The organism is Streptomyces gilvus (assembly GCF_022513565.1).
Lineage (GTDB): Bacteria > Actinomycetota > Actinomycetes > Streptomycetales > Streptomycetaceae > Streptomyces > Streptomyces gilvus.
Window position 1 is genome coordinate 399605 of the sequence record NZ_JAKWBE010000002.1, and the last position, 18125, is coordinate 417729.

General features: G+C 70.9%; 17 protein-coding genes and 1 pseudogene. 5 read left to right on the forward strand and 13 right to left on the reverse strand.

Translation table 11 applies throughout. From position 1 onward, the window contains the following. Positions 1 to 143: 143 nt before the first annotated feature. Entirely contained in the window at positions 144 to 1373 is a 1230-nt protein-coding gene (locus MKW14_RS06025) for a lactonase family protein (protein WP_240859473.1), read from the forward strand. Here the strand turns inward: MKW14_RS06025 and MKW14_RS06030 are convergent. Both MKW14_RS06030 and MKW14_RS06035 read right to left on the reverse strand, forming a co-directional pair. Beyond that, positions 1341 to 2066 carry a DUF2470 domain-containing protein gene (locus MKW14_RS06030; RefSeq protein WP_240859475.1) on the reverse strand — a complete coding sequence of 242 codons (726 nt, stop codon included), beginning with the start codon at positions 2064 to 2066 and terminating at the stop codon, positions 1341 to 1343. The two genes, MKW14_RS06025 and MKW14_RS06030, sit on opposite strands and share 33 nt — an antisense overlap. A gap of 89 nt (positions 2067 to 2155) precedes the next feature. Further along, entirely contained in the window at positions 2156 to 2764 is a 609-nt protein-coding gene (locus tag MKW14_RS06035) for a TetR/AcrR family transcriptional regulator (RefSeq protein ID WP_240859477.1), read from the reverse strand. Between the two features lie 14 nt (positions 2765 to 2778). Between MKW14_RS06035 and MKW14_RS06040 the strand changes: the two are divergent. After that, a pseudogene (locus MKW14_RS06040) lies at positions 2779 to 3795 on the forward strand (cytochrome P450); the annotation flags it as partial. Here the strand turns inward: MKW14_RS06040 and MKW14_RS06045 are convergent. Next, positions 3757 to 4587 carry a pentapeptide repeat-containing protein gene (locus tag MKW14_RS06045; protein ID WP_240859479.1) on the reverse strand — a complete coding sequence of 277 codons (831 nt, stop codon included), beginning with the start codon at positions 4585 to 4587 and terminating at the stop codon, positions 3757 to 3759. The pseudogene MKW14_RS06040 and the gene MKW14_RS06045 overlap by 39 nt on opposite strands. A 53-nt stretch (positions 4588 to 4640) precedes the next feature. Next, positions 4641 to 5129 carry a GIY-YIG nuclease family protein gene (locus MKW14_RS06050; RefSeq protein ID WP_240859481.1) on the reverse strand — a complete coding sequence of 163 codons (489 nt, stop codon included), beginning with the start codon at positions 5127 to 5129 and terminating at the stop codon, positions 4641 to 4643. A gap of 227 nt (positions 5130 to 5356) precedes the next feature. On the opposite strand from MKW14_RS06050, the gene MKW14_RS06055 reads away from it, so the two are divergent. Next, complete coding sequence (locus MKW14_RS06055) at positions 5357 to 5557, forward strand: DUF5999 family protein (RefSeq protein ID WP_240859483.1); 201 nt, start codon at positions 5357 to 5359, stop codon at positions 5555 to 5557. Between the two features lie 3 nt (positions 5558 to 5560). Here the strand turns inward: MKW14_RS06055 and sigJ are convergent, their stop codons facing one another. Beyond that, a complete protein-coding gene (sigJ, locus tag MKW14_RS06060) occupies positions 5561 to 6451 on the reverse strand; it encodes an RNA polymerase sigma factor SigJ (RefSeq protein WP_240859485.1) in 891 nt (296 codons plus the stop codon). A 104-nt stretch (positions 6452 to 6555) separates the two neighbouring features. Between sigJ and MKW14_RS06065 the strand changes: the two genes are divergently transcribed. Continuing rightward, entirely contained in the window at positions 6556 to 7413 is an 858-nt protein-coding gene (locus MKW14_RS06065) for an alpha/beta fold hydrolase (protein ID WP_240859486.1), read from the forward strand. A 174-nt stretch (positions 7414 to 7587) separates the two neighbouring features. Here MKW14_RS06065 and MKW14_RS06070 read toward each other — a convergent pair whose 3' ends face one another. From MKW14_RS06070 to MKW14_RS06105, 8 genes are all read right to left on the reverse strand, one after another. Then, a complete protein-coding gene (locus MKW14_RS06070) occupies positions 7588 to 8889 on the reverse strand; it encodes an alpha/beta fold hydrolase (protein WP_240859487.1) in 1302 nt (433 codons plus the stop codon). Between the two features lie 101 nt (positions 8890 to 8990). Beyond that, positions 8991 to 10016, reverse strand: coding sequence for a LacI family DNA-binding transcriptional regulator (locus MKW14_RS06075; RefSeq protein WP_240859490.1), 1026 nt, complete (start codon positions 10014 to 10016; stop codon positions 8991 to 8993). Between the two features lie 82 nt (positions 10017 to 10098). Continuing rightward, positions 10099 to 11511 carry a BNR repeat-containing protein gene (locus MKW14_RS06080; protein WP_240859491.1) on the reverse strand — a complete coding sequence of 471 codons (1413 nt, stop codon included), beginning with the start codon at positions 11509 to 11511 and terminating at the stop codon, positions 10099 to 10101. Between the two features lie 40 nt (positions 11512 to 11551). Further along, positions 11552 to 11872 (reverse strand): L-rhamnose mutarotase, encoded by a 321-nt coding sequence (locus MKW14_RS06085; protein WP_240859492.1) that lies wholly within the window; start codon positions 11870 to 11872, stop codon positions 11552 to 11554. A 32-nt stretch (positions 11873 to 11904) separates the two neighbouring features. Further along, positions 11905 to 12984 (reverse strand): rhamnose ABC transporter substrate-binding protein, encoded by a 1080-nt coding sequence (rhaS, locus tag MKW14_RS06090; RefSeq protein ID WP_240859493.1) that lies wholly within the window; start codon positions 12982 to 12984, stop codon positions 11905 to 11907. Positions 12985 to 13108: 124 nt separating this feature from the next. Next, the gene (locus MKW14_RS06095) at positions 13109 to 14086 is read right to left on the reverse strand and encodes an ABC transporter permease (RefSeq protein WP_240859494.1); all 978 of its coding nucleotides are present in this window, start codon (positions 14084 to 14086) and stop codon (positions 13109 to 13111) included. Next, complete coding sequence (locus tag MKW14_RS06100; protein WP_240859496.1) at positions 14079 to 15149, reverse strand: ABC transporter permease; 1071 nt, start codon at positions 15147 to 15149, stop codon at positions 14079 to 14081. Before MKW14_RS06100 ends, MKW14_RS06095 begins: the two co-directional genes overlap by 8 nt. After that, a complete protein-coding gene (locus MKW14_RS06105) occupies positions 15146 to 16663 on the reverse strand; it encodes a sugar ABC transporter ATP-binding protein (RefSeq protein ID WP_240859498.1) in 1518 nt (505 codons plus the stop codon). Before MKW14_RS06105 ends, MKW14_RS06100 begins: the two co-directional genes overlap by 4 nt. Before the next feature lie 282 nt (positions 16664 to 16945). Here MKW14_RS06105 and rhaI point away from each other — a divergent pair, with 282 nt between their 5' ends. Continuing rightward, positions 16946 to 18106 carry an L-rhamnose isomerase gene (gene rhaI, locus MKW14_RS06110; protein WP_240859500.1) on the forward strand — a complete coding sequence of 387 codons (1161 nt, stop codon included), beginning with the start codon at positions 16946 to 16948 and terminating at the stop codon, positions 18104 to 18106. Positions 18107 to 18125 lie beyond the last annotated feature (19 nt).

Genomic DNA, 18125 nt, shown 5'->3' on the forward strand with positions numbered 1-18125 from the left:
GCCAGGTGGTGCGGCACGCCGGCGCGCGACGGAACCACGCATTGCGCCCTGCGCAACGAAAGATGCCGGTGTTGCACGCTTCGGGGCCTCCGGGTCATGGTGGCTAGTCACGAGCGGGGCCGGCGATCATCCGAGGTGCGGGCATGGGCAGTGGGACCGGAGCGGCGGGCGGCGGCTGGAGCAGGCGCCGTCTCGTCGGCGCGCTCGCGGGGGCCGCCGCGGTCACGGCACTGCCCGCGCCGGCCCCGCCCAAGGGCACCCCGGACGCCGAACCCGCGGTCGCCGCCACCCCACCGCAGCCGTCGGCCAAGCCCTCCCCGCCCCGCCCCGCACCCCGCAAGTCCGGGCCGCGTCCCCTCTACATCGGCGCCTACACCTCCGTCGAGGGCGGCGGCAGGGGCATCGGACTCGCCACCTACGACCCCACGAGCGGCCGGGTCACCGGCGCCGGCACCCTCACCGGAGTGCCCGATCCGTCCTATCTGGCCGCGCATCCGGACGGCCGCACGCTGTACGCGGTGGACGAGCGGGACGACGGCGCCGTGACCGCCGTACGCCTCGCCGACCGCAAGGTCCTGGGCAGCCGCCCAACCGGCGGGGCCGGGCCCTGCCATCTGTCGGTGCATCCGAGCGGCCGCTGGCTGCTCAGCGCCAACTACGGTTCCGGCAGCGTGGCGGTGCACCCCATCGACAGCTCGGGCGCCCTCGGCAAGCGCGCCGACCTGGTCGTGCACTCCGATCCGGCGCCGGGGCCCGGCCAACAGGGGCCGCACGCCCACCAGTTCATCACCAGCCCCGACGGCGGCCATGTGCTCGCGGTCGACCTGGGCACGGACACCGTCTACACCTACCGCCTCGACGAGCGCACCGGCCGGCTCACCGAGGTCGCGCAGGCGCACACCCGGCCCGGCGCCGGTCCGCGCCATCTCACCTTCCACCCGGACGGCCGCCACGCCTATCTGGCAAACGAGGTCGACGACACGATCGCGGTCTGCGGCTACGAACCGTCCACCGGGCGGCTGACCATCGGCGCACCGCAGTCCACGGGCTCCGGCTCCGGCACCAACTACCCCGCGCAGATCCTGGTGACCCGCGACGGCTCGTACGCCTTCCTCGCCAACCGCGGCGACAACACCCTGGCGCGCTACGCCGTCGAGGCGGACGGCGCCCGGCTGCGGCTGCTCGGCACGGTCGCGGTGGCGGGCGACTTTCCCCGGCAGATCGCCTTCTCGCCGGACGGCGGCCTGCTGTTCGCGGCGAACCAGAAGTCCGGCACGGTCAGCGTGTTCCACGTCGACGGCAAGAGCGGTGAACTGCGGCTCGCGGGCGCGCCGTTCGCCTCACCGGTCGCGGTCTGTGCGCTGCCGCTGTAGGGCTCGCGGGCAGGAGGCGGCGCGCGCCTGGGAGAGCAGGGCGTGCATGCGCTCGGTGAGCTGACCGACGTCGTCGGCGGGCGTGTGGAAGGGCAGGCGTACGTCGCCGTGGGCGCGGTTGCGTTCGATGCGCAGGGTCAGTCCGTGCCGGTCGACGGCGAGGGGCTGGACGCGTACGGCGCCGTGCAGACTGGCGTGGTCGACGAGGCGGGTGAGCCGTTCCACCGCGTCGGGGTGGCAGTCGGCGAGGTGGGTCAGCAGATGCGCCTCGGCGAGGGCGAGCGGGTCGGGCGCCGCGGCGGTGAACTCGTCGAGGTCGACGACGACCGCGCCGGACGGCTGCCGCAGCACGATCCGGGTGGGGCGGAAGGCCAGTCGGTCCTCGTCGGGGACGAGGCATCCCGCGAGCCAGAGCCGGGCGCGGATCCGGCTGCGCACCGGGACGGGCGCCACGTCGGCGAACTCCAGCACGGCGGACGGCTCGCCGCGGGGTGCGCAGATCGCCGCCGTGAGCAGCGCGCTGTCCTCGGGCACGCTCAAGCGGACCCGGCCGTCCTCGGCGACGGTGTGCGCGCCGACGAACTCCTCGCGCCCGCCCTCGGCGGTCACCGCGCAGGACCACGCGGTGGCGAGCACCGAACGGGCCCGTTCGGCCGCGGCGGGCGCGGCGGTCCAGCTCTGGCTGTCACCCATCCCAGAAACCTCCTGTTTAGGTAAGGCTTGCCTAACCTATCGGAGATCGGGGTGCACGCCAACCGTGGGGGTGCCCGAGCAGCGGATCCTCAGGGCGCGATGACGCCCAGCAACGCCCGGGCACACAGGTCGCGGACCTGCTCGCGCCCCAGCTCCGAGCCGCGCAGCCACTCCAGGCAGACGGCGGTGGTGAAGGCCAGCCAGCCCCGGACCGCGAGCCGCAGATCGGGCCGCGCCCCGGCGAGCGGGCCGAACTCGGGGTCCGCTTCCAGCGCCGCGAGGATCTGACGCTCCTGCGCGGCCAGCGCCCGCTGGTAGACCCGGCGTACGGCCTGGTCCCCGGCGGCGTCGGCGCGGTGGAAGGCCCGGAAGCCGTGCGCATGGGCCTCGACGTACTCGAGATACGCCTCCAGCCCCGCCGAGAGCTGCTCGCGCACCGGGACTCCGGGCACGGCCGCCGTCATCCGCAGCATGCGCTCGCTCTCGCGCTCGACGACGGCCGCGAAGAACTCCCGCTTGGTCGGGAAGTAGTGGTAGAGCAGCCCGCGGGAGACACCGGCGATCTCGGCGACCTGCTCGATCCAGACGTCGTCGTAGGGACTCTCCGAGAACAGCCGCGCCCCGACCGACAGCAGCTGCTCCCGGCGCTCACCGGTGCTGAGCCGGCGGCGCGTGCGCTCGCCCTGGTTCGCGGCCATGTCCGCACTTTACTGACGTGCCCGGGGACATGACCAAGCTGACGCTGGAGACCATCGCACAGACCGGGTTCGGTCATGACTTCGGCTCCTTCGAGCGCTCCCGGCCGCACCCCTTCATCACCGCGATGGTGGGCACGCTCACCTACGCCCAGCGGCTGAACTCCGTTCCCTTCCCCGGGCTGCTCCGGCGGGCCGCGCGGCGCAACGAGGCCGACATCGCCTTCCTCAACCGCACCGTCGACGACCTGGTCCGCGCCCGGCGCACAGCGGGCGGTGACGGCGACCTGCTGGACCGGATGCTGGAGACCGTCCACCCCGGGACGGGTGAACGTCTCTCCCCCGAGAACGTCCGGCGGCAGGTCATCACCTTCCTGGTGGCGGGCCACGAGACCACCTCGGGCGCCCTGTCCTTCGCCCTGCACTACCTCTCCCGCCACCCCGAGGTCGCCGCCCGCGCCCGCGCGGAGGTCGACCGCGTCTGGGGCCGGACCCCGACGCCCGGCTACGACCAGGTGGCCAAGCTCCGGTACGTCCGCCGGGTGCTGGACGAGTCGCTGCGGCTGTGGCCGACCGCGCCCGCGTTCGCCCGCGAGGCCGTCCAGGAGACCGTGCTCGCCGGGCGGTATCCGATGCGGCGAGGGGCCTGGACGCTGGTGCTCACCCCGATGCTGCACCGGGACCCCACGGCATGGGGCGCCGACGCCGAGCGCTTCGACCCGGACCGCTTCGACCCCAAGGCGGTGCGCTCCCGCCCGGCGCACTCCTTCAAGCCGTTCGGCACGGGAGCGCGGGCCTGCATCGGCCGGCAGTTCGCGCTGCACGAGGCGACCCTGGTACTGGGCCTGCTGCTGCGCCGCTACGCGTTCGTCCCCGAGCCGGGCTACCGGCTGCGGGTGACCGAGCGGCTCACCCTGATGCCGGACGGGCTGCGGCTGCACCTGGACCGCCGCACGGTGACCGCCGGTGCGACGACCACGGCCGAGGAGGCTCCGTCAGAGCCGCGCTGCCCAGTGCACCGGGCGGGTGACTGAGCCCGGCAGCCGCGTTCCGGCGCTCCCCCGGGCCGCGTTGAGCTGGGGCTGGGTCAGGAAGAACGCGCCGGTCAGATCGGCGTCCGTGAGCTCGGCGTCCCGCAGGTCGGCGCCGATCAGGTCGGCGCCCCGCAGATCGGCACCCGTGAGGTCGGCGGCTATCAGACAGGCGCCGCGCAGATTCGCCCCACGCAGGTCGGCGCCCTTGAGGCGGGCGCCGATGAGATCGGCCCCGCGGCGGTCCTTCCTACGGCCCCGGACGCCCGCCCGCGTCAGCTCGCTCGCCTCCAGCAGCAGGACGTTCACCGCCTGCCGGTGGGCGCCGACGTCCAACGCGGCCAACTGCTGCGGGGTCTGGCCGGCAAGGCTCTCGGTCTCTTCCAGAAGGCGGCGCAGATCGGTGTGGAGGGGGCGGGCGGCCGGCAGGGTGAGCGCCTCGCCGAGGTACCACAGCAGCTCGTGCAGCTGCCGTACGACCGGGAAGACGTCGAACATCAGCCGGGCGTGCTCCCGCGAGCCGGCACGCCAGTCCTGTCCGCCGAAGGTGACCTGCGAGACCCGCTGGCCGGCGCCGAAGCAGTCGTAGACCGTGCAGCCGGTGAACCCCTTCTGCCGCAGCGTGGCGTGAATGCCGCAGCGGTGATCGCCCCTCAGGTTCGGGCAGGGCTTGCCGGCCTGTTTGTCGATCGCGAAGTCGGCGGAGGCGGCGAAGGGCAGAGCGACACAGCAGAGCCCGAAACACCGCTCACAGTCCGCACGCAGGTCGGCGCGGCCGACGGTCTGATCTGACATATCGCACATGTTATCGAACAGGCGGCACCGCTGTACGGCACCCGCCCCCGAGCCTAGGGCTGCCGGGCCGCCTCGGTGGCCTCGATCCGCTGCCGTATCCTCGCGATCTTCTCCTTCTTCGCCTCGATCCCGCGGACGATGAGCCGCAGATGGGCCGAGGACTCGGGGACGGCGGCCTCGAACTCCCGCAACCGCCGCTGCTCCACGGCCAGTTCGGTTCTGAGCCGGGACGCGGGGTCCGCGGGCGGGGGCGGGAGACGGCCGTTGAAGATCACGTTGTACTTGGGGCGCTCGGTCCAGACCGCCTCACGCTCGGCCGCTTCCGCGTCCTCGGGATAGCCGATCCGTATCCCGATGACCTGCGCCCCCCACGGCTGCTCCCGCAGATGCGTGCGCACCCGGGTGAGCGGAGCGACCGATATGCCGACATACAGCAGGCCCTCGAGGCCGTAGAGCCGGTACAGCGCGATCCGGCCTCCGGCATGCAGGCTGCCCTCCTCGTCGAACAGGCCCCGCAGGAACTGCGCGTCGACGTCGCCCATGACACGACCCCCTTCGCGTGGTCACGCCGCCACGCCCCACGGTCCCACGCGGCTCTGACAGTGGGCCTGCCCGGCTTCCACGACCCTGCGGAAACCGAACCAGAACCGAACCTCACCGATGAGATTCCGGGCTTGTGGGGGTCTTCTCATACAACGGAAGACAAACTCGGCTACCACGGATACGAGCCCACTTCAGGCGGGAGCCAGACGGATCGAGGAGAGAGATCATGTGCAGCCACCGGCCTCCGTGCCCCACCGCAGACAGCCCCGACCACCACACCGCCGCCGCCGTCGCGGCCCACCCGGAACAGGGGTGGAGCCTGCTGTGCAACGGCACCATCGTCTTCGACGACACCGGCGAGCTGCTTCCGGACGGGCGGGTCGTCAACCCGTACCGAACCCTCGGTCCCCTGGCCGTGGCGGCCTGAAGCTCAGTCGAGGCTGTCCAGGTCGAGCCGGGCCAGCCGCTCGGGGTCGGCCAGGATGTACACGGCGGTGATCCGGCCGTCGGCGACGGTGACCCCCATGACCGCCCGCGCCCGCCCCTCGGGGGCGTTGAGGATCCCGACCTCCCCATTGACCAGGACCATCCGCATCGAGTGCGCGAACTGACGGAAGAACAGGGCCTGTTCGGCCACGCTCCGCGCACCGCGCACCACCTTCGACGCGGCGGCGCCCCCGACCAGCGCTCCGGAGTCGGCGCGCAGCACGACGTCGGGGTCCAGGACCGCGACCAGCGCCTCGAAGTCGCCCGCCCGGGCGGCGGCCATGAACGCGTCGACGACCTGCCGCTGCCGGCCGAGATCGGGCTCCGCCGACGGCGTGGCGCCCCGCACCCGGCGCCGGGCCCGGCTCGCGAGCTGCCGGGTCGCCGCGGAACTGCGCTCCACGATCGGCGCGATGTCGTCGAACGGCACGGCGAACAGGTCGTGCAGCACGAACGCCAGTCGCTCGGCCGGTTCCAGCGTCTCGAGGACCACCAGCAGCGCGAGCCCCACCGAGTCGGCCTGGAGGACCTCCTGCTCCGGGTCGATCCGCTCCAGCGGCCTGATCACCGGATCGGGCACGAACGTCTCGTCCATCGGGTCCTCGCGGCGCGCGGCGCGCGAGCGCAGCATGTCGAGGCAGACCCGGCCGACGACGGTGGTCAGCCAGCCGCCCAGGTTCTCGATCGCCCCCGCGTCACTGCGGCTCAGCTTCAGCCAGGTCTCCTGCACGGCGTCCTCGGCCTCGGCGAGCGAGCCGAGCATGCGGTAGGCGACCGCTTTCAGATGCCCTCGGTGCTCCTCGAACCGTCCGGCCAGCACTTCCTCGTCGTCCATCCCGTCCCCCGTCGGTCGGCGCCACGCCTCACGGTGATCCAAGCACACCTCGGCCGACGCCTCCTCCCGAGCGGGCACAATGGCCGCGGTGAGGAGGTGTGGCGGTGGCCGAGCGGATGATCGACGCGGGCGGTGTCTGCCTGTGCACCGAGTCGTTCGGTGACCGGTCGGACCCGCCGGTGCTGCTCGTCATGGGGACCGGGGCCTCGATGCTCTGGTGGGACGAGGGGTTCTGCCGGATGCTCGCCGAGGGCGGGCGCTTCGTGATCCGGTACGACCATCGCGACACCGGTCGGTCCGTGACCTACGAACCCGGCCGCCCCGGATACACCGGAGCGGATCTGGTGCGGGACGCCGTGGGGGTGCTGGACGCATACGGGATCGGGGCCGCCCATCTGGTGGGGGTCTCGGCCGGAGGGGCGCTGGCGCAGCTGGCCGCGCTCGACCGTGCGGATCGTGTTCTCTCGCTGGTCCTGATCAGCACGTCCCGCGCGGTGCGCGGGGGTCCCGAACTGCCCCCGCCGAGCGAGGAGTTCATGCGGTTCGTGTCGTCGGCGCAGGTCGACTGGGAGCGGAACGCCTCGGTGGTCGATCACCGGGTCGCGTACGCGCGCGTGCTCGCGGGAGGGCGGCGTCCGTTCGACGAGGCCGCCGTCCGGGAGCTCGTCCGTCGTGACGTCGAGCGGGCGCGTGACGTCGCCGCCGTACGCAACCACGACCTGCTCGCCGAGGGCGAGCCCCCGCGTCGGCGCCTGTCGTCGATCGCGCTACCCACGCTGGTGATCCACGGAACCGCGGATCCGCTGTTCCCCCTCGCCCATGGTGAGGCGCTCGCCGAGGAGATTCCCGGCGCACGGCTGCTCGTCCTGGAGGACGCCGGACACGGCGTCGACCCGGCCGACCGGGAGACGATCGTGTCCGCGGTCATCGCGCACACCGCCCCCGACGAGCGGCGACGTTGAGCACGTTCTCCGCGGTCACGCCAAGTACGTGGTCCACGACGGAGGCGTGCCCGGCTGCGGGGACTGGTCGTTCCCAGCAGCCACGCGGTGATCGCCAGGGCCGCGGCCGCGGCGATCACCCTGACCGACCACCGCGTCCACCGCATCGCGTCCCCGGCCGCCGTCGGCGTGCTGTCATGCCTCGTCGCGGGCGAGGGCGAGGAGGCGGTCCAGGACGCGGGGGCCGCCCGCGCGGACGCCGTCGTGCTCGAACTCGTTCGTCACCCAGGTGCGCAGGCCCCGGATCGCCCGGGCCGTCTCCAGGGCGTGCGCCGTGTCGACGTACATGTCGTCGTGGTAGACGGCCGCCGCGGCCGGGACCTCGTTGGCGGCGAGGCGGGCGGGGTCGTACAGCGGCGGCCAGTCGGTGCGGGCGGCGAGGAGTTCGGCCGTGTCGCGCAGGGGCCGCAGCACCGGATCGCAGTCGAACATCCAGGGGTGGACCGATTCGCCGGTGAACAGCAGGGGGGTGTCGCCGGCCAGCGTCTTGGGGGCGTCGAACTGCGGGAACTCGGCCCGCACCCGCTCGGCCGACCAGGCGGTGGGGCGCTCGTCCTGGCCGTAGATCGCCTCGTGGACGAGGGCGTACAGGGGATGGCTGGCGTACGACAGGCTGCCCTGCACCTCCTCCTGGAAGGCGTCGGAGAGAGCCATGCCCAGCGGGGTGCGGACGAAGGCGTGTTCGAGGAGGTGGTGGAGACGGTGGCTGCCCTCGCTGCCGCCGAGCATGATGCCGAGGGACTGGAAGGCCTCGACGGTGAGGCGGTAGCCGTTGGGCAGGGTCACCTCGTGGGTGAGCAGGTGGTCGGCGATACGGCGGGCGCGCTCGACGTCCTGCGGGTAGCGTGCGTAGTGGGCGGCGACCTTGCGTTCGATGCGCGGGTAGGCGGCCCGGTACACGTCGTCGGCGTGGGCGTCGAGGGAGGGCAGACCGCCGGTGATCACGGCGGCGGCCAGGCCCTCGGGGGCGCTGGAGAGGTAGCTGACCGCGCAGAAGCCGCCGAAGCTCTGGCCGAGGACCGTCCAGGGGGCGCCGCCGGTGACCTGCGGGCGGATGGCCTCGCAGTCGCGGACGATCGCGTCGGCGCGGAAGTGGGCCAGGTAGTCCGCCTGTTCGGCAGCTCCCCCGCGCAGCGGGAGGGTCTGACGGTTGGCGGGCGTGGAGTGACCGGTGCCCCGCTGGTCGAGGAGGAGGACCCGGTACTCCTTCAGGGCCCGCCCCAGCCACGCCGGCTTCCCGACGAAACGATTCGCCCCGAATCCGGGACCGCCCTGCAGATAGACCAGCCAGGGCAGGTCCTGCCGTACCTTCTCACTCGCGACGACCTCACGGGCGTACAGCTCGATGGACTCCCCCGCCGGGTCGTCGTGGTCGAGGGGCACGGTGAAGTGGCGGTCGGTGAGGACGACGCCGGGCTGGCGGTACGTGGCACTCAACTGATCTCCAGGGACGGACGGACTTCCGGTCGCGTCCCACTTCACCACAAGTTCGTCCGCCGGCCGACCCCGGGGATCATGAAATCCTACTGAACAGGCGATCAGCGGGCCGACAGACTCGAACGCCGTACGACCAGCTCCGGCTGGAGGACGACACGCCGGTGCTCGTGCCGCCTGCCCCCGCCTTCAGCCTCGGTCTCCTCCAGCAGCAGATCCGCCGCCAGGGCGCCCATGGTGACGGCGGGCTGGCGTACGGAGGTGAGCGGGACGGCGGCGGCGGCCGCGAACTCGATGTCGTCGTAACCGACCATGGCGAGGTCGTCCGGGACGGTGACGCCGGCCGCGTACATGGCCTGCAGTACGCCGAGGGCGAGCAGGTCGTTGGCACAGAAGACGGCGCTGGGGCGGTCGGCGAGGCCGAGCAGACGGGCGCCGGCGTCCCGGCCCGCGGCCACGTCCAGTCGCTCGGTGGGCAGCTCACGCAGGCACTCGGGGCCGAGGCCCGCCTCGGCGAGCGCGTTCAGGGCGCCCGTGCGGCGGTCGCGGACCTGGTTGAGGCCGGGCGGGCCGCTGACGTACGCGATGGAGCGGTGCCCGGCGTCGACCAGATGGCGCACGGCGAGCGCACCGCCCGCCACGTCGTCGACGGAGACCGAGCACTCGGTCGTCCCCTCGGCCACCCGGTCGACGAGGACGAAGGGGATGTTGTGCCGGCGGAACGTCTCGATGTTGCGGCCGGTCGCGTCGGCGGGGGTGAGCAGCACGCCCCGCACCCGCTGCTCGGCGAAGAGCGAGAGGTACTCCGCCTCCTCACCGGCGCTCTGCGCGCTGTTGCAGACCATCACGCCGAGCCCGGCGTCGCGCGCGGCGCGCTCGGCACCGCGCGCCACGTCCACGAAGAACGGGTTGCCCATGTCGAGCACGAGCAGCCCCATGATCCGGCTGCGGCCCGCGCGCAACTGGCGCGCGGACTCGCTGCGGACGTACCCGAGCCGGTCTATCGCGGACAGCACCCGTGCCCGGGTCTCCGTCGCGACCGTGTCCGGACGGTTGATGACGTTGGACACCGTGCCGACGGAGACTCCGGCGGCACGGGCGACGTCCTTGATACCCACCGACTGGGCCATCAGGCAGGGACCTCCAGAGGAACGCGGGACGGCGGGAAGAAGACCTTCACATTACCGTCGTCGCCCCGCACATCGGCGCCGGTCACGCGGGCAGTGCGAAGTCGACGACATGCAGCGCCGACGGGGTCGTGCCGCTCGACTTCTCCTGGTACATGAACGACAGGACGTTGTCGTACCTCACCCGCAGCTCGTCGATGACGACCTCACCGAAGGCGTTGAGGTCACCGCCGTCGAACAGCAGTGTCCAGTCGGTGTACCCGGACGCCTTCGACGCGGCGGCGATACGGCCGTAGGGGAAGACCGCGTAGGCGTTGTCGTATTTGTCCAGGACCAGCTTGGTGCGCTGGCTGGAGTTCAGGGCGACGGGAATCTCGGTCTTGGTCCAGGTGCCGGAGGAGTTCTTGCGGAGGTGGAAGGCGCGGCCGTTGGCGGTGCGGTCGGCGACGTAGTCCGTGGTGCACTGGCCGAAGCGCCCGGGGACGTAGCTGATGATCGCGTGCGGGAGGCCGGCGGAGTCCGTCCACTGGCTCTCCTGGTTCATCAGGGAGTGGTCGGGGTTGAGGGAGTCGACGACCAGTCCGGTGTCGGTGACGGCGACGGTGTCCGAGGTGCCGGTGGTGGCGACCAGGGTGCCCGCGTCGTTGCGCCAGGTGCGGCCGCGGTCGGTCGAGTAGACATAACCCGAGTCGTGGTTGGTGATGCCGCCGCTGTTGCACATCACGGCCGCGTTCTGCTCACGCCAGGTGAAGAAGGCGTGCAGCCGGCCGTTGACGTCGTAGTCGATGCCGTGCAGATACATGTTGCGGGCCGTCGAGGAGCCGTGCGAGCTGGTGTACGTGCCCGTGGAGCTGGACCACTCCCCGAGCGCCGTCCAGCTCGAACCGTCGTACTCCGCAAGGGCGTTGCGCCCGTTGCCGGAGATGCCGACCCGGTAGCTGAGCTGGAGCTTGCCCTCGGGCGTGGAGACGAACTGCGGGTAGGTGAACTGGGAGGTGAGCGCGAGGCCGTCCATGGACGTCTGAACCGCGCCGAACACGGACGACGTCCAGGCGGTGGTGCCGGGGTTGTCCAGCAGACCGGCGACGGACTTCACGTAGAAGTAGCCGTCGCTGTGCGAGTCCATGTTGAGGTGCAGCCGGCCGTCGACCTTGGAGACGCCCATGGAGATGACGTTGTGGGAGTCGCTGGTCTTCAGGACGTGGGAGAGGGTGACGGTCGACCAGCTGCTCGCGCCGAGGGCACGCCGGCCGGCCACGGCGTTGCCCGTCGAGGTGTACCAGGCGGCGTACTGGTAGCCCTTGTAGGTCAACAGGCCGTTCTTCTGGAACGAGTTGTTGTTGACCAGACCGTCGTAGGAGACGAAGAAGATGGCCTGGGGGTCGAGTTGGGTGGTGCTCTTCCTGCTGACGGAGGGGCCGGGGTCGGCGGCCCGTGCGATGCCCGGTGTTGCCACGGCCGCCAGTATGGCGGTGGCGAGCACGGCGCGTCTTTTCATGAGCGGCTCCAGCGGGGGGCGGGGACGGTCGGCGGGGCGGTCAGGCGAGGTGGAACACTTCCGTGAGCGGTTTCATGGCCTCGTCGGGCCGGGCGCCGTCCAGCGACTCGAAGAACGGCGCCATCTCCGTCTGCCAGCGGGCGTTGACCTCGGTGGCCTCCATGCCGGCCTGGGCGGCGGCGAAGTCCTCGGTCTCCAGATAGCCCACGAGCAGGCCGTCGTCGCGCAGGAAGAGGGAGTAGTTGTGCCAGCCGGTGGCGGAGAGCGCCTCGAGCATCTCCGGCCACACGGCGGCATGGCGTTCGCGGTACTCGGCGAGCCGGTCCTCGCGGACCTTGAGGAGGAAACAGACGCGCTGCATGAAGTACCAGCTCCCGAACGGGACGAAGGGGCCTAGAAGTTGAACTGGTCGATGTTCTTGGCGTTGAACACGGTCGGCTTGCCGAGCGTGATCACACCGTCCTTGCCGATGGTGTACGTGGTCGAGCCGGCCTTGAACGTCTCGCCCTCCTTGCCCGTGATCTGACCGGAGGCCAGCGCCACGGCGGTGCGGGCGGCGAGGTCGCCGAGCTTCGCCGGGTCCCACAGCTCGAAGCCCTCGACGGTGCCGTTCTTGACGTAGTTGCGCATGTCGTTGGGGGTGCCGAGGCCGGTGAGCTTGACCTTGCCCTTGTACTTGGAGCCGGACAGGTACTGGGCGGCGGCCTTGATGCCGACGGTGGTCGGGGAGATGATCCCCTTCAGGTTCGGGTACTGCTGCAGCAGGCCCTGGGTCTGCTGGAAGGACTGCTGGGCGTCGTCGTTGCCGTAGGCGATCTTGACCAGCTTGATGTTCTTGTACTTCGGGTCCTTCAGCTCCTCCTTCATGAACCCGATCCAGGTGTTCTGGTTCGTGGCCGTCTGCGCGGCGGACAGGATCGCGATCTCGCCCTTGTAGCCGATCTGCTGGGCCAGCAGCTGCACCTCGGTACGGCCGAGGTCCTCGGCGGAGGCCTGCGAGACGAAGGCGTTGCGGCAGTCCGGCTTGGTGTCGGAGTCGTAGGTGACGACCTTGATGCCGTTGCTCATGGCCTGCTTCAGCGCGGTGCACAGGGCGCCCGGGTCCTGCGCGGACACGGCCATCGCGTTCACCTGCTGCTGCGTGAGCGTGTTGACGTAGGAGACCTGGCCGGAGGTGTCGGTGGCGCTGGAGGGGCCGACCTCCTTGTACTTGCTGCCGAGTTCGGTCAGCGCCTTCTCGCCGCCCTTGTCGGCGGAGGTGAAGTACGGGTTGTTGACCTGCTTGGGCAGGAACCCGACGGTCAGCCCCTTCTTCAGCGCGGCGTTCGGGTCGGCCTTGGCGGTGGAGGTGGCCGCCGAGTCGTCACTCTTGGAGTTGTTCTTGGTGGTCCCGCCGCAAGCGGTCAGGGCGAGAGCGAGGGAGGTTCCGGCGGCGAGCGCCGCACAGGCACGACGGAGGGATGACTTACGCATGGCATGGAGTCCTTTGATGAGAGGTGAGTTACAACGCGCCCCGAAAGGGGCGCGGGCGGAGTCGATAGGCGCCTCCGCCGCGCGGGCGCGACCAGCCACACCAGGCCCGCAGCTGACAACCGGCCTAACCAGCGGAACGCGCCGCCGCCCGAGCGACCGCGATCTGCCGTGCGACCCGCGGGCCGAGCACGGAGATGACCAGCAACACACCGGTGACGACGATCTGCGACTGCGCGGAGACATTCAGCAGGCTCATCACGTTCTGCAACGCCCCGAGCAGGAAGACACCGGCGATGGCACCGCCCAGCGTCCCCTTGCCCCCGTCGAAGTCGATGCCGCCGAGCAACACCGCGGCGACCACCGACAGTTCGAGCCCGGTCGCGTTGTCGTACCGCGCACTGGCGTAGTGCAGCGCCCAGAAGATCCCGGTGAGGGACGCCATCAGCCCCGTCACCGTGAACAGGATCAGCTTGTGGCGCTTGACCCGGATCCCGGCGAACCGGGCCGCCTCCTCGCTCGCCCCGATGGCGAACAGCGACCGCCCGAACGGCGTGGCGTGCAGGACGACCACGGCGATCACGAGCAGCACGAGGAAGGGCAGGAAGGCCTGCGGCAGGAACGTGTTCCCGAGCCGGCCGGCCGCGAAGTTCAGGTACTGGGAGGGGAAGTCGGTCACCGCGTCGGAGCCGAGCACGATCTGTGCGATGCCCCGGTAGGCGGCGAGGGTGCCGATGGTGACGGCGAGGGAGGGCAGCCCGAGCCGGGTCACCAGCAGGCCGTTGACCAGCCCGCAGACCACGCCCAGGAGCAGGCAGAGCGGGATGATCGTCTCGATCGCCATGCCCTCGTTCCACAGCTTGCCCATCACCGCGCCGGACAGGCCGGCCGTGGAGGCCACGGACAGGTCGATCTCACCGGAGACGACCAGCAGCGTCATGGGCAGGGCGATCAGCGCGATCGGCAGGGTGTTGCCGATCAGGAAGGACAGGTTCAGGGCGTTCCCGAATCCGTCGACCGTGCCGAACGACAGCAGCAACAGCACGACCAGGAGGGCGCCGACGACCGTGTCCCAGCGGATCGCGCGGGTCAGGGAGTCAGGCATGGCGGGCGTTCCCCTTCTGCAGGGCCGTCTTCTTCGCGGCCGACTTCTTCAGCGCGGAGGCCACGCGCAGCGCGACGATCCGGTCGACCGAGATGGCGAGGATGAGCAGGATGCCGTTGATGGCGAGCACCCACACGGAGCTGACGCCGAGGGCGGGCAGCACGCTGTTGACGGAGGTCAGCAGCAGGGCACCGAGCGCGGCGCCGTACACGCTGCCGGAGCCGCCGGTGAAGACGACACCGCCGACCACGACCGCGCTGACGACGGTGAGTTCGTAACCGGTTCCGGTCCCGGAGTCGACGTTGCCGAAGCGGGCCAGGTACATGGCGCCCGCGAGCCCGGCGAGAGCGCCGCAGAAGGTGTAAGCGGCGAGGATCCGCTTGCGGACCGGGATGCCGGCCAGCCGCGCGGCCTCCGGGTTGGAGCCGAGCGCGTACAGCTCCCGTCCGCTGCCGAAGTGCTTGAGGTAGTACGCCGTGGCGACCAGCACCGCCAGCGCGATCAGCGCCAGCCACGGCACCGCGGAGATGCCGCCGGAGCCGAAGTCCACGAAGCCGCCCGGCAGGTCGGCCGCCGTGATCTGGCGGGAGCCGACCCAGATGGAGTCGATGCCGCGGATGATGTAGAGCGTGCCCAGGGTGACGACGAGGGCCGGGACCTGGCCGAGGCTGACGAGCAGACCGTTGAGCAGGCCGAAGCCGACGCCCAGGAGCACCGCGAGTACGACGGCGACGACCGCGTTCCCGCCGCCGTGCAGGTAGTCGCCGGCGGCGAAGGCGGCGATGCCGAGGGTGGAGCCGACGGACAGGTCGACGTTCCTCGTGATCACCACCAGGGACTGGCCGGTGGCGACCAGGACCAGGATGGTCGCGTTCAGCAGCAGGTCCTTGATGCCCTGTTCGGACAGGAAGTCGCTGTTGCCGATCTGGGTGACGACGATCATCACCAGGAAGACGACCAGGATGGCGAGTTCGCGCATCTTGAAGACGCGGTCGACGAGCCGGGTGCCGCTGGACCTCGGCACCTCGGCGACGGGGGCTTCGTTGGGAGTGGTCACCGTCATGCGGCGGCCCTCCCGGTGGCTGCGGCCATCACGGTTTCCTCGGTGGCTTCGGCGCGTGGGATCTCGGCGGCGAGGCGGCCCTCGTGCATCACGAGCACGCGGTCGGCCATGCCGAGGATCTCGGGCAGGTCGGAGGAGATCATCAGGACGGCCACGCCGTCGGCGGCCAGCTCGCTGAGCAGCCGGTGCACCTCGGCCTTGGTGCCGACGTCGATGCCCCGGGTGGGCTCGTCGACGATCAGCACCTTCGGCCCGGTGGCGAGCCACTTGGCGAGGACGACCTTCTGCTGGTTGCCGCCGGACAGGGTGTTGACCGTGTCGGCGATCCGGGCGTACTTCACCTGGAGCTTGACCGCCCAGTCGAGGGAGCGGCTGCGCTCGGCGCCCCGGTCCATCAGACCGGCCCGGACGGTCGTACGCAGGCCGGTGAGGCCGATGTTGCGTTCGATGGACATGTCCATCACCAGGCCCTGGGCCCGCCGGTCCTCGGGGACGAGGGCGAGGCCCGCGGCCATCGCGGTGGAGGGGGCGCCGTTGGTGAGCCTGCGCCCCTCGACCTCGACCTCGCCGGCGTCCCAGCGGTCGATGCCGAAGACGGCGCGCGCCACCTCGGTGCGACCGGCGCCGACGAGTCCGGCGAGACCGACGATCTCTCCGTGGCGCACCTCGAAGGAGATGTCGGTGAAGACGCCCTCCCGGGTCAACCGCCGCACGCTCAGGGCGACTTGGCCCGGCTTGACGTCCTGCTTGGGGTAGAGCTCGTCGAGGTCGCGGCCGACCATGCGGCGCACCAGGTCGTCCTCGGTCATGCCCTCGATCGGCTCGCTGGAGATCCAGGCGCCGTCGCGCAGGGTGGTGACCCGCTGGCAGATCTCGAAGATCTCCTCCAGGCGGTGCGAGATGAACAGCACCGCGGCGCCCTGTTCGCGCAGGGTGCGCACGACACCGAAGAGCCGGGCGACCTCGCTTCCGGTGAGGGCGGCCGTCGGCTCGTCCATGATCAGGACACGGGCCTCGAAGGAGAGGGCCTTGGCGATCTCGACGATCTGCTGGTCGGCGATGGACAGGCCGCGCGCCGGGCGGTCGGGGTCGAGCTCGACCCCGAGGCGCTGCATCAGCGCCAGGGTCGCGGCGTGCGTGGCCCTGTGGTCGATCCGGCCGAGGGCACGCCGGGGCTGGCGGCCCATGAAGATGTTCTCGGCGATCGAAAGGTCGGGAAAGAGCGTGGGCTCCTGGTAGATCACGGCGATTCCGGCGTCGCGGGCGTCACCGGGGCCGTGGAAGACGACGGGCTCACCGTCGAGCAGCACCCGGCCGGCGTCCGGCCGGTGCACCCCGGCGAGGGTCTTGATCAGAGTGGACTTGCCCGCACCGTTCTCACCGGCGAGGGCGTGCACCTCGCCGGGGAACAGTTCCAGGGACACGTCCCGCAGGGCACGCACGGCGCCGAAGGACTTCGAGATGTCCTCGAGCGCCAGCACCGGGGCCGGACCCGGGTCGGACGGGTGGGTCATGAGGGGCTCCTCGACGACGCCCCAGGTGACCCTCGGGAGGTCCTCACGGCGTCGTGAAAGGTTTCAACTTGGTTGCCGGGACGTTAGGCGCGGCGAGCTTGTCACGTCAATGGGTGGGCCCCGAAAAAATTTCGAGAGTCCTTCGAGAGCCAAAGGTCACGGTCAGGCTACGGGCAACAGGGTGTGCGCGAACGCTTGACACCCTGGGCAACCGGCCTAAGCTTCCCCTCCTGAATCGATTCATGTTGAAGCCTTCCGACCCGACGTCACAGGAGCCCTGAAGTGACCGAGCTCGCCGCGGTGAAGTCCGCGCTCAAGACCCAGGCAGTCGAGACACCGTCGTGGGCGTACGGGAACTCGGGGACCCGGTTCAAGGTGTTCGCCCAGCAAGGGGTTCCCCGCACACCGCAGGAGAAGCTGGCCGACGCCGCGCAGGTGCACGCGCACACGGGTGTCGCGCCGACGGTCGCCCTGCACATTCCGTGGGACAAGGTCGACGACTACGGCGCGCTGGCGAAGTACGCCGAGGACCACGGCCTGAAGCTGGGGGCGATCAACTCCAACACCTTCCAGGACGACGACTACAAGCTCGGCAGCATCTGCCACCCCGACGCGGCCGTACGCCGCAAGGCACTCGACCACCTGCTGGAATGCGTCGACATCATGGACGCCACCGGCTCCCGCGACCTGAAACTCTGGTTCGCCGACGGCACCAACTACCCCGGCCAGGACGACCTCCGCGCCCGCCAGGACCGCCTCGCCGAAGGCCTGGCCGAGGTCTACCAGCGACTCGGCGACGACCAGCGGATGCTGCTGGAGTACAAGTTCTTCGAGCCCGCCTTCTACTCCACCGACGTCCCCGACTGGGGCACCGCCTACGTGCACTGTTTGAAGCTCGGCGAGAAGGCGCAGGTCGTGGTGGACACCGGGCATCACGCACCCGGCACCAACATCGAGTTCATCGTCGCCACCCTCCTGCGCGAGAACAAACTCGGCGGCTTCGACTTCAACTCCCGCTTCTACGCCGACGACGACCTCATGGTCGGCGCCGCCGACCCCTTCCAGCTCTTCCGCATCATGTACGAGGTCATCCGCGGCGGCGGCTACACCTCCGACGTCGCCTTCATGCTCGACCAGTGCCACAACATCGAAGCCAAGATCCCCGCCATCATCCGCTCCGTGATGAACGTCCAGGAGGCGACGGCAAAGGCCCTGCTGGTCGACCGCGACGCCCTGGCAGCCGCCCAGCGCGACGGCGACGTCCTCGCCGCCAACGCCGCCCTCATGGACGCCTACAACACGGATGTACGCCCACTGCTCGCCGAGGTCCGCGAAGAAATGGGCCTCGACCCCGACCCGATGGCCGCCTACCGCCGCTCCGGATGGGCCGAGAAGATCGTCGAGGAGCGGGTCGGCGGAACCCAGGCCGGCTGGGGCGCCTGACTCCCCCGCCTCCCGCTTT

Excerpts from the sequence above, each read along its gene's own strand:
- MKW14_RS06100 (WP_240859496.1), bottom strand. The coding sequence starts at position 15,149 with ATGACGGTGACCACTCCCAACGAAGCCCCCGTCGCCGAGGTGCCGAGG.
- MKW14_RS06030 (WP_240859475.1), bottom strand. The coding sequence starts at position 2,066 with ATGGGTGACAGCCAGAGCTGGACCGCCGCGCCCGCCGCGGCCGAACGG.
- MKW14_RS06095 (WP_240859494.1), bottom strand. The coding sequence starts at position 14,086 with ATGCCTGACTCCCTGACCCGCGCGATCCGCTGGGACACGGTCGTCGGC.
- MKW14_RS06035 (WP_240859477.1), bottom strand. The coding sequence starts at position 2,764 with ATGGCCGCGAACCAGGGCGAGCGCACGCGCCGCCGGCTCAGCACCGGT.
- MKW14_RS06025 (WP_240859473.1), top strand. The coding sequence starts at position 144 with ATGGGCAGTGGGACCGGAGCGGCGGGCGGCGGCTGGAGCAGGCGCCGT.
- MKW14_RS06050 (WP_240859481.1), bottom strand. The coding sequence starts at position 5,129 with ATGGGCGACGTCGACGCGCAGTTCCTGCGGGGCCTGTTCGACGAGGAG.
- MKW14_RS06055 (WP_240859483.1), top strand. The coding sequence starts at position 5,357 with ATGTGCAGCCACCGGCCTCCGTGCCCCACCGCAGACAGCCCCGACCAC.
- MKW14_RS06105 (WP_240859498.1), bottom strand. The coding sequence starts at position 16,663 with ATGACCCACCCGTCCGACCCGGGTCCGGCCCCGGTGCTGGCGCTCGAG.
- MKW14_RS06075 (WP_240859490.1), bottom strand. The coding sequence starts at position 10,016 with ATGGCCCAGTCGGTGGGTATCAAGGACGTCGCCCGTGCCGCCGGAGTC.
- MKW14_RS06085 (WP_240859492.1), bottom strand. The coding sequence starts at position 11,872 with ATGCAGCGCGTCTGTTTCCTCCTCAAGGTCCGCGAGGACCGGCTCGCC.
- MKW14_RS06045 (WP_240859479.1), bottom strand. The coding sequence starts at position 4,587 with ATGTCAGATCAGACCGTCGGCCGCGCCGACCTGCGTGCGGACTGTGAG.
- rhaS (WP_240859493.1), bottom strand. The coding sequence starts at position 12,984 with ATGCGTAAGTCATCCCTCCGTCGTGCCTGTGCGGCGCTCGCCGCCGGA.
- sigJ (WP_240859485.1), bottom strand. The coding sequence starts at position 6,451 with ATGGACGACGAGGAAGTGCTGGCCGGACGGTTCGAGGAGCACCGAGGG.
- MKW14_RS06080 (WP_240859491.1), bottom strand. The coding sequence starts at position 11,511 with ATGAAAAGACGCGCCGTGCTCGCCACCGCCATACTGGCGGCCGTGGCA.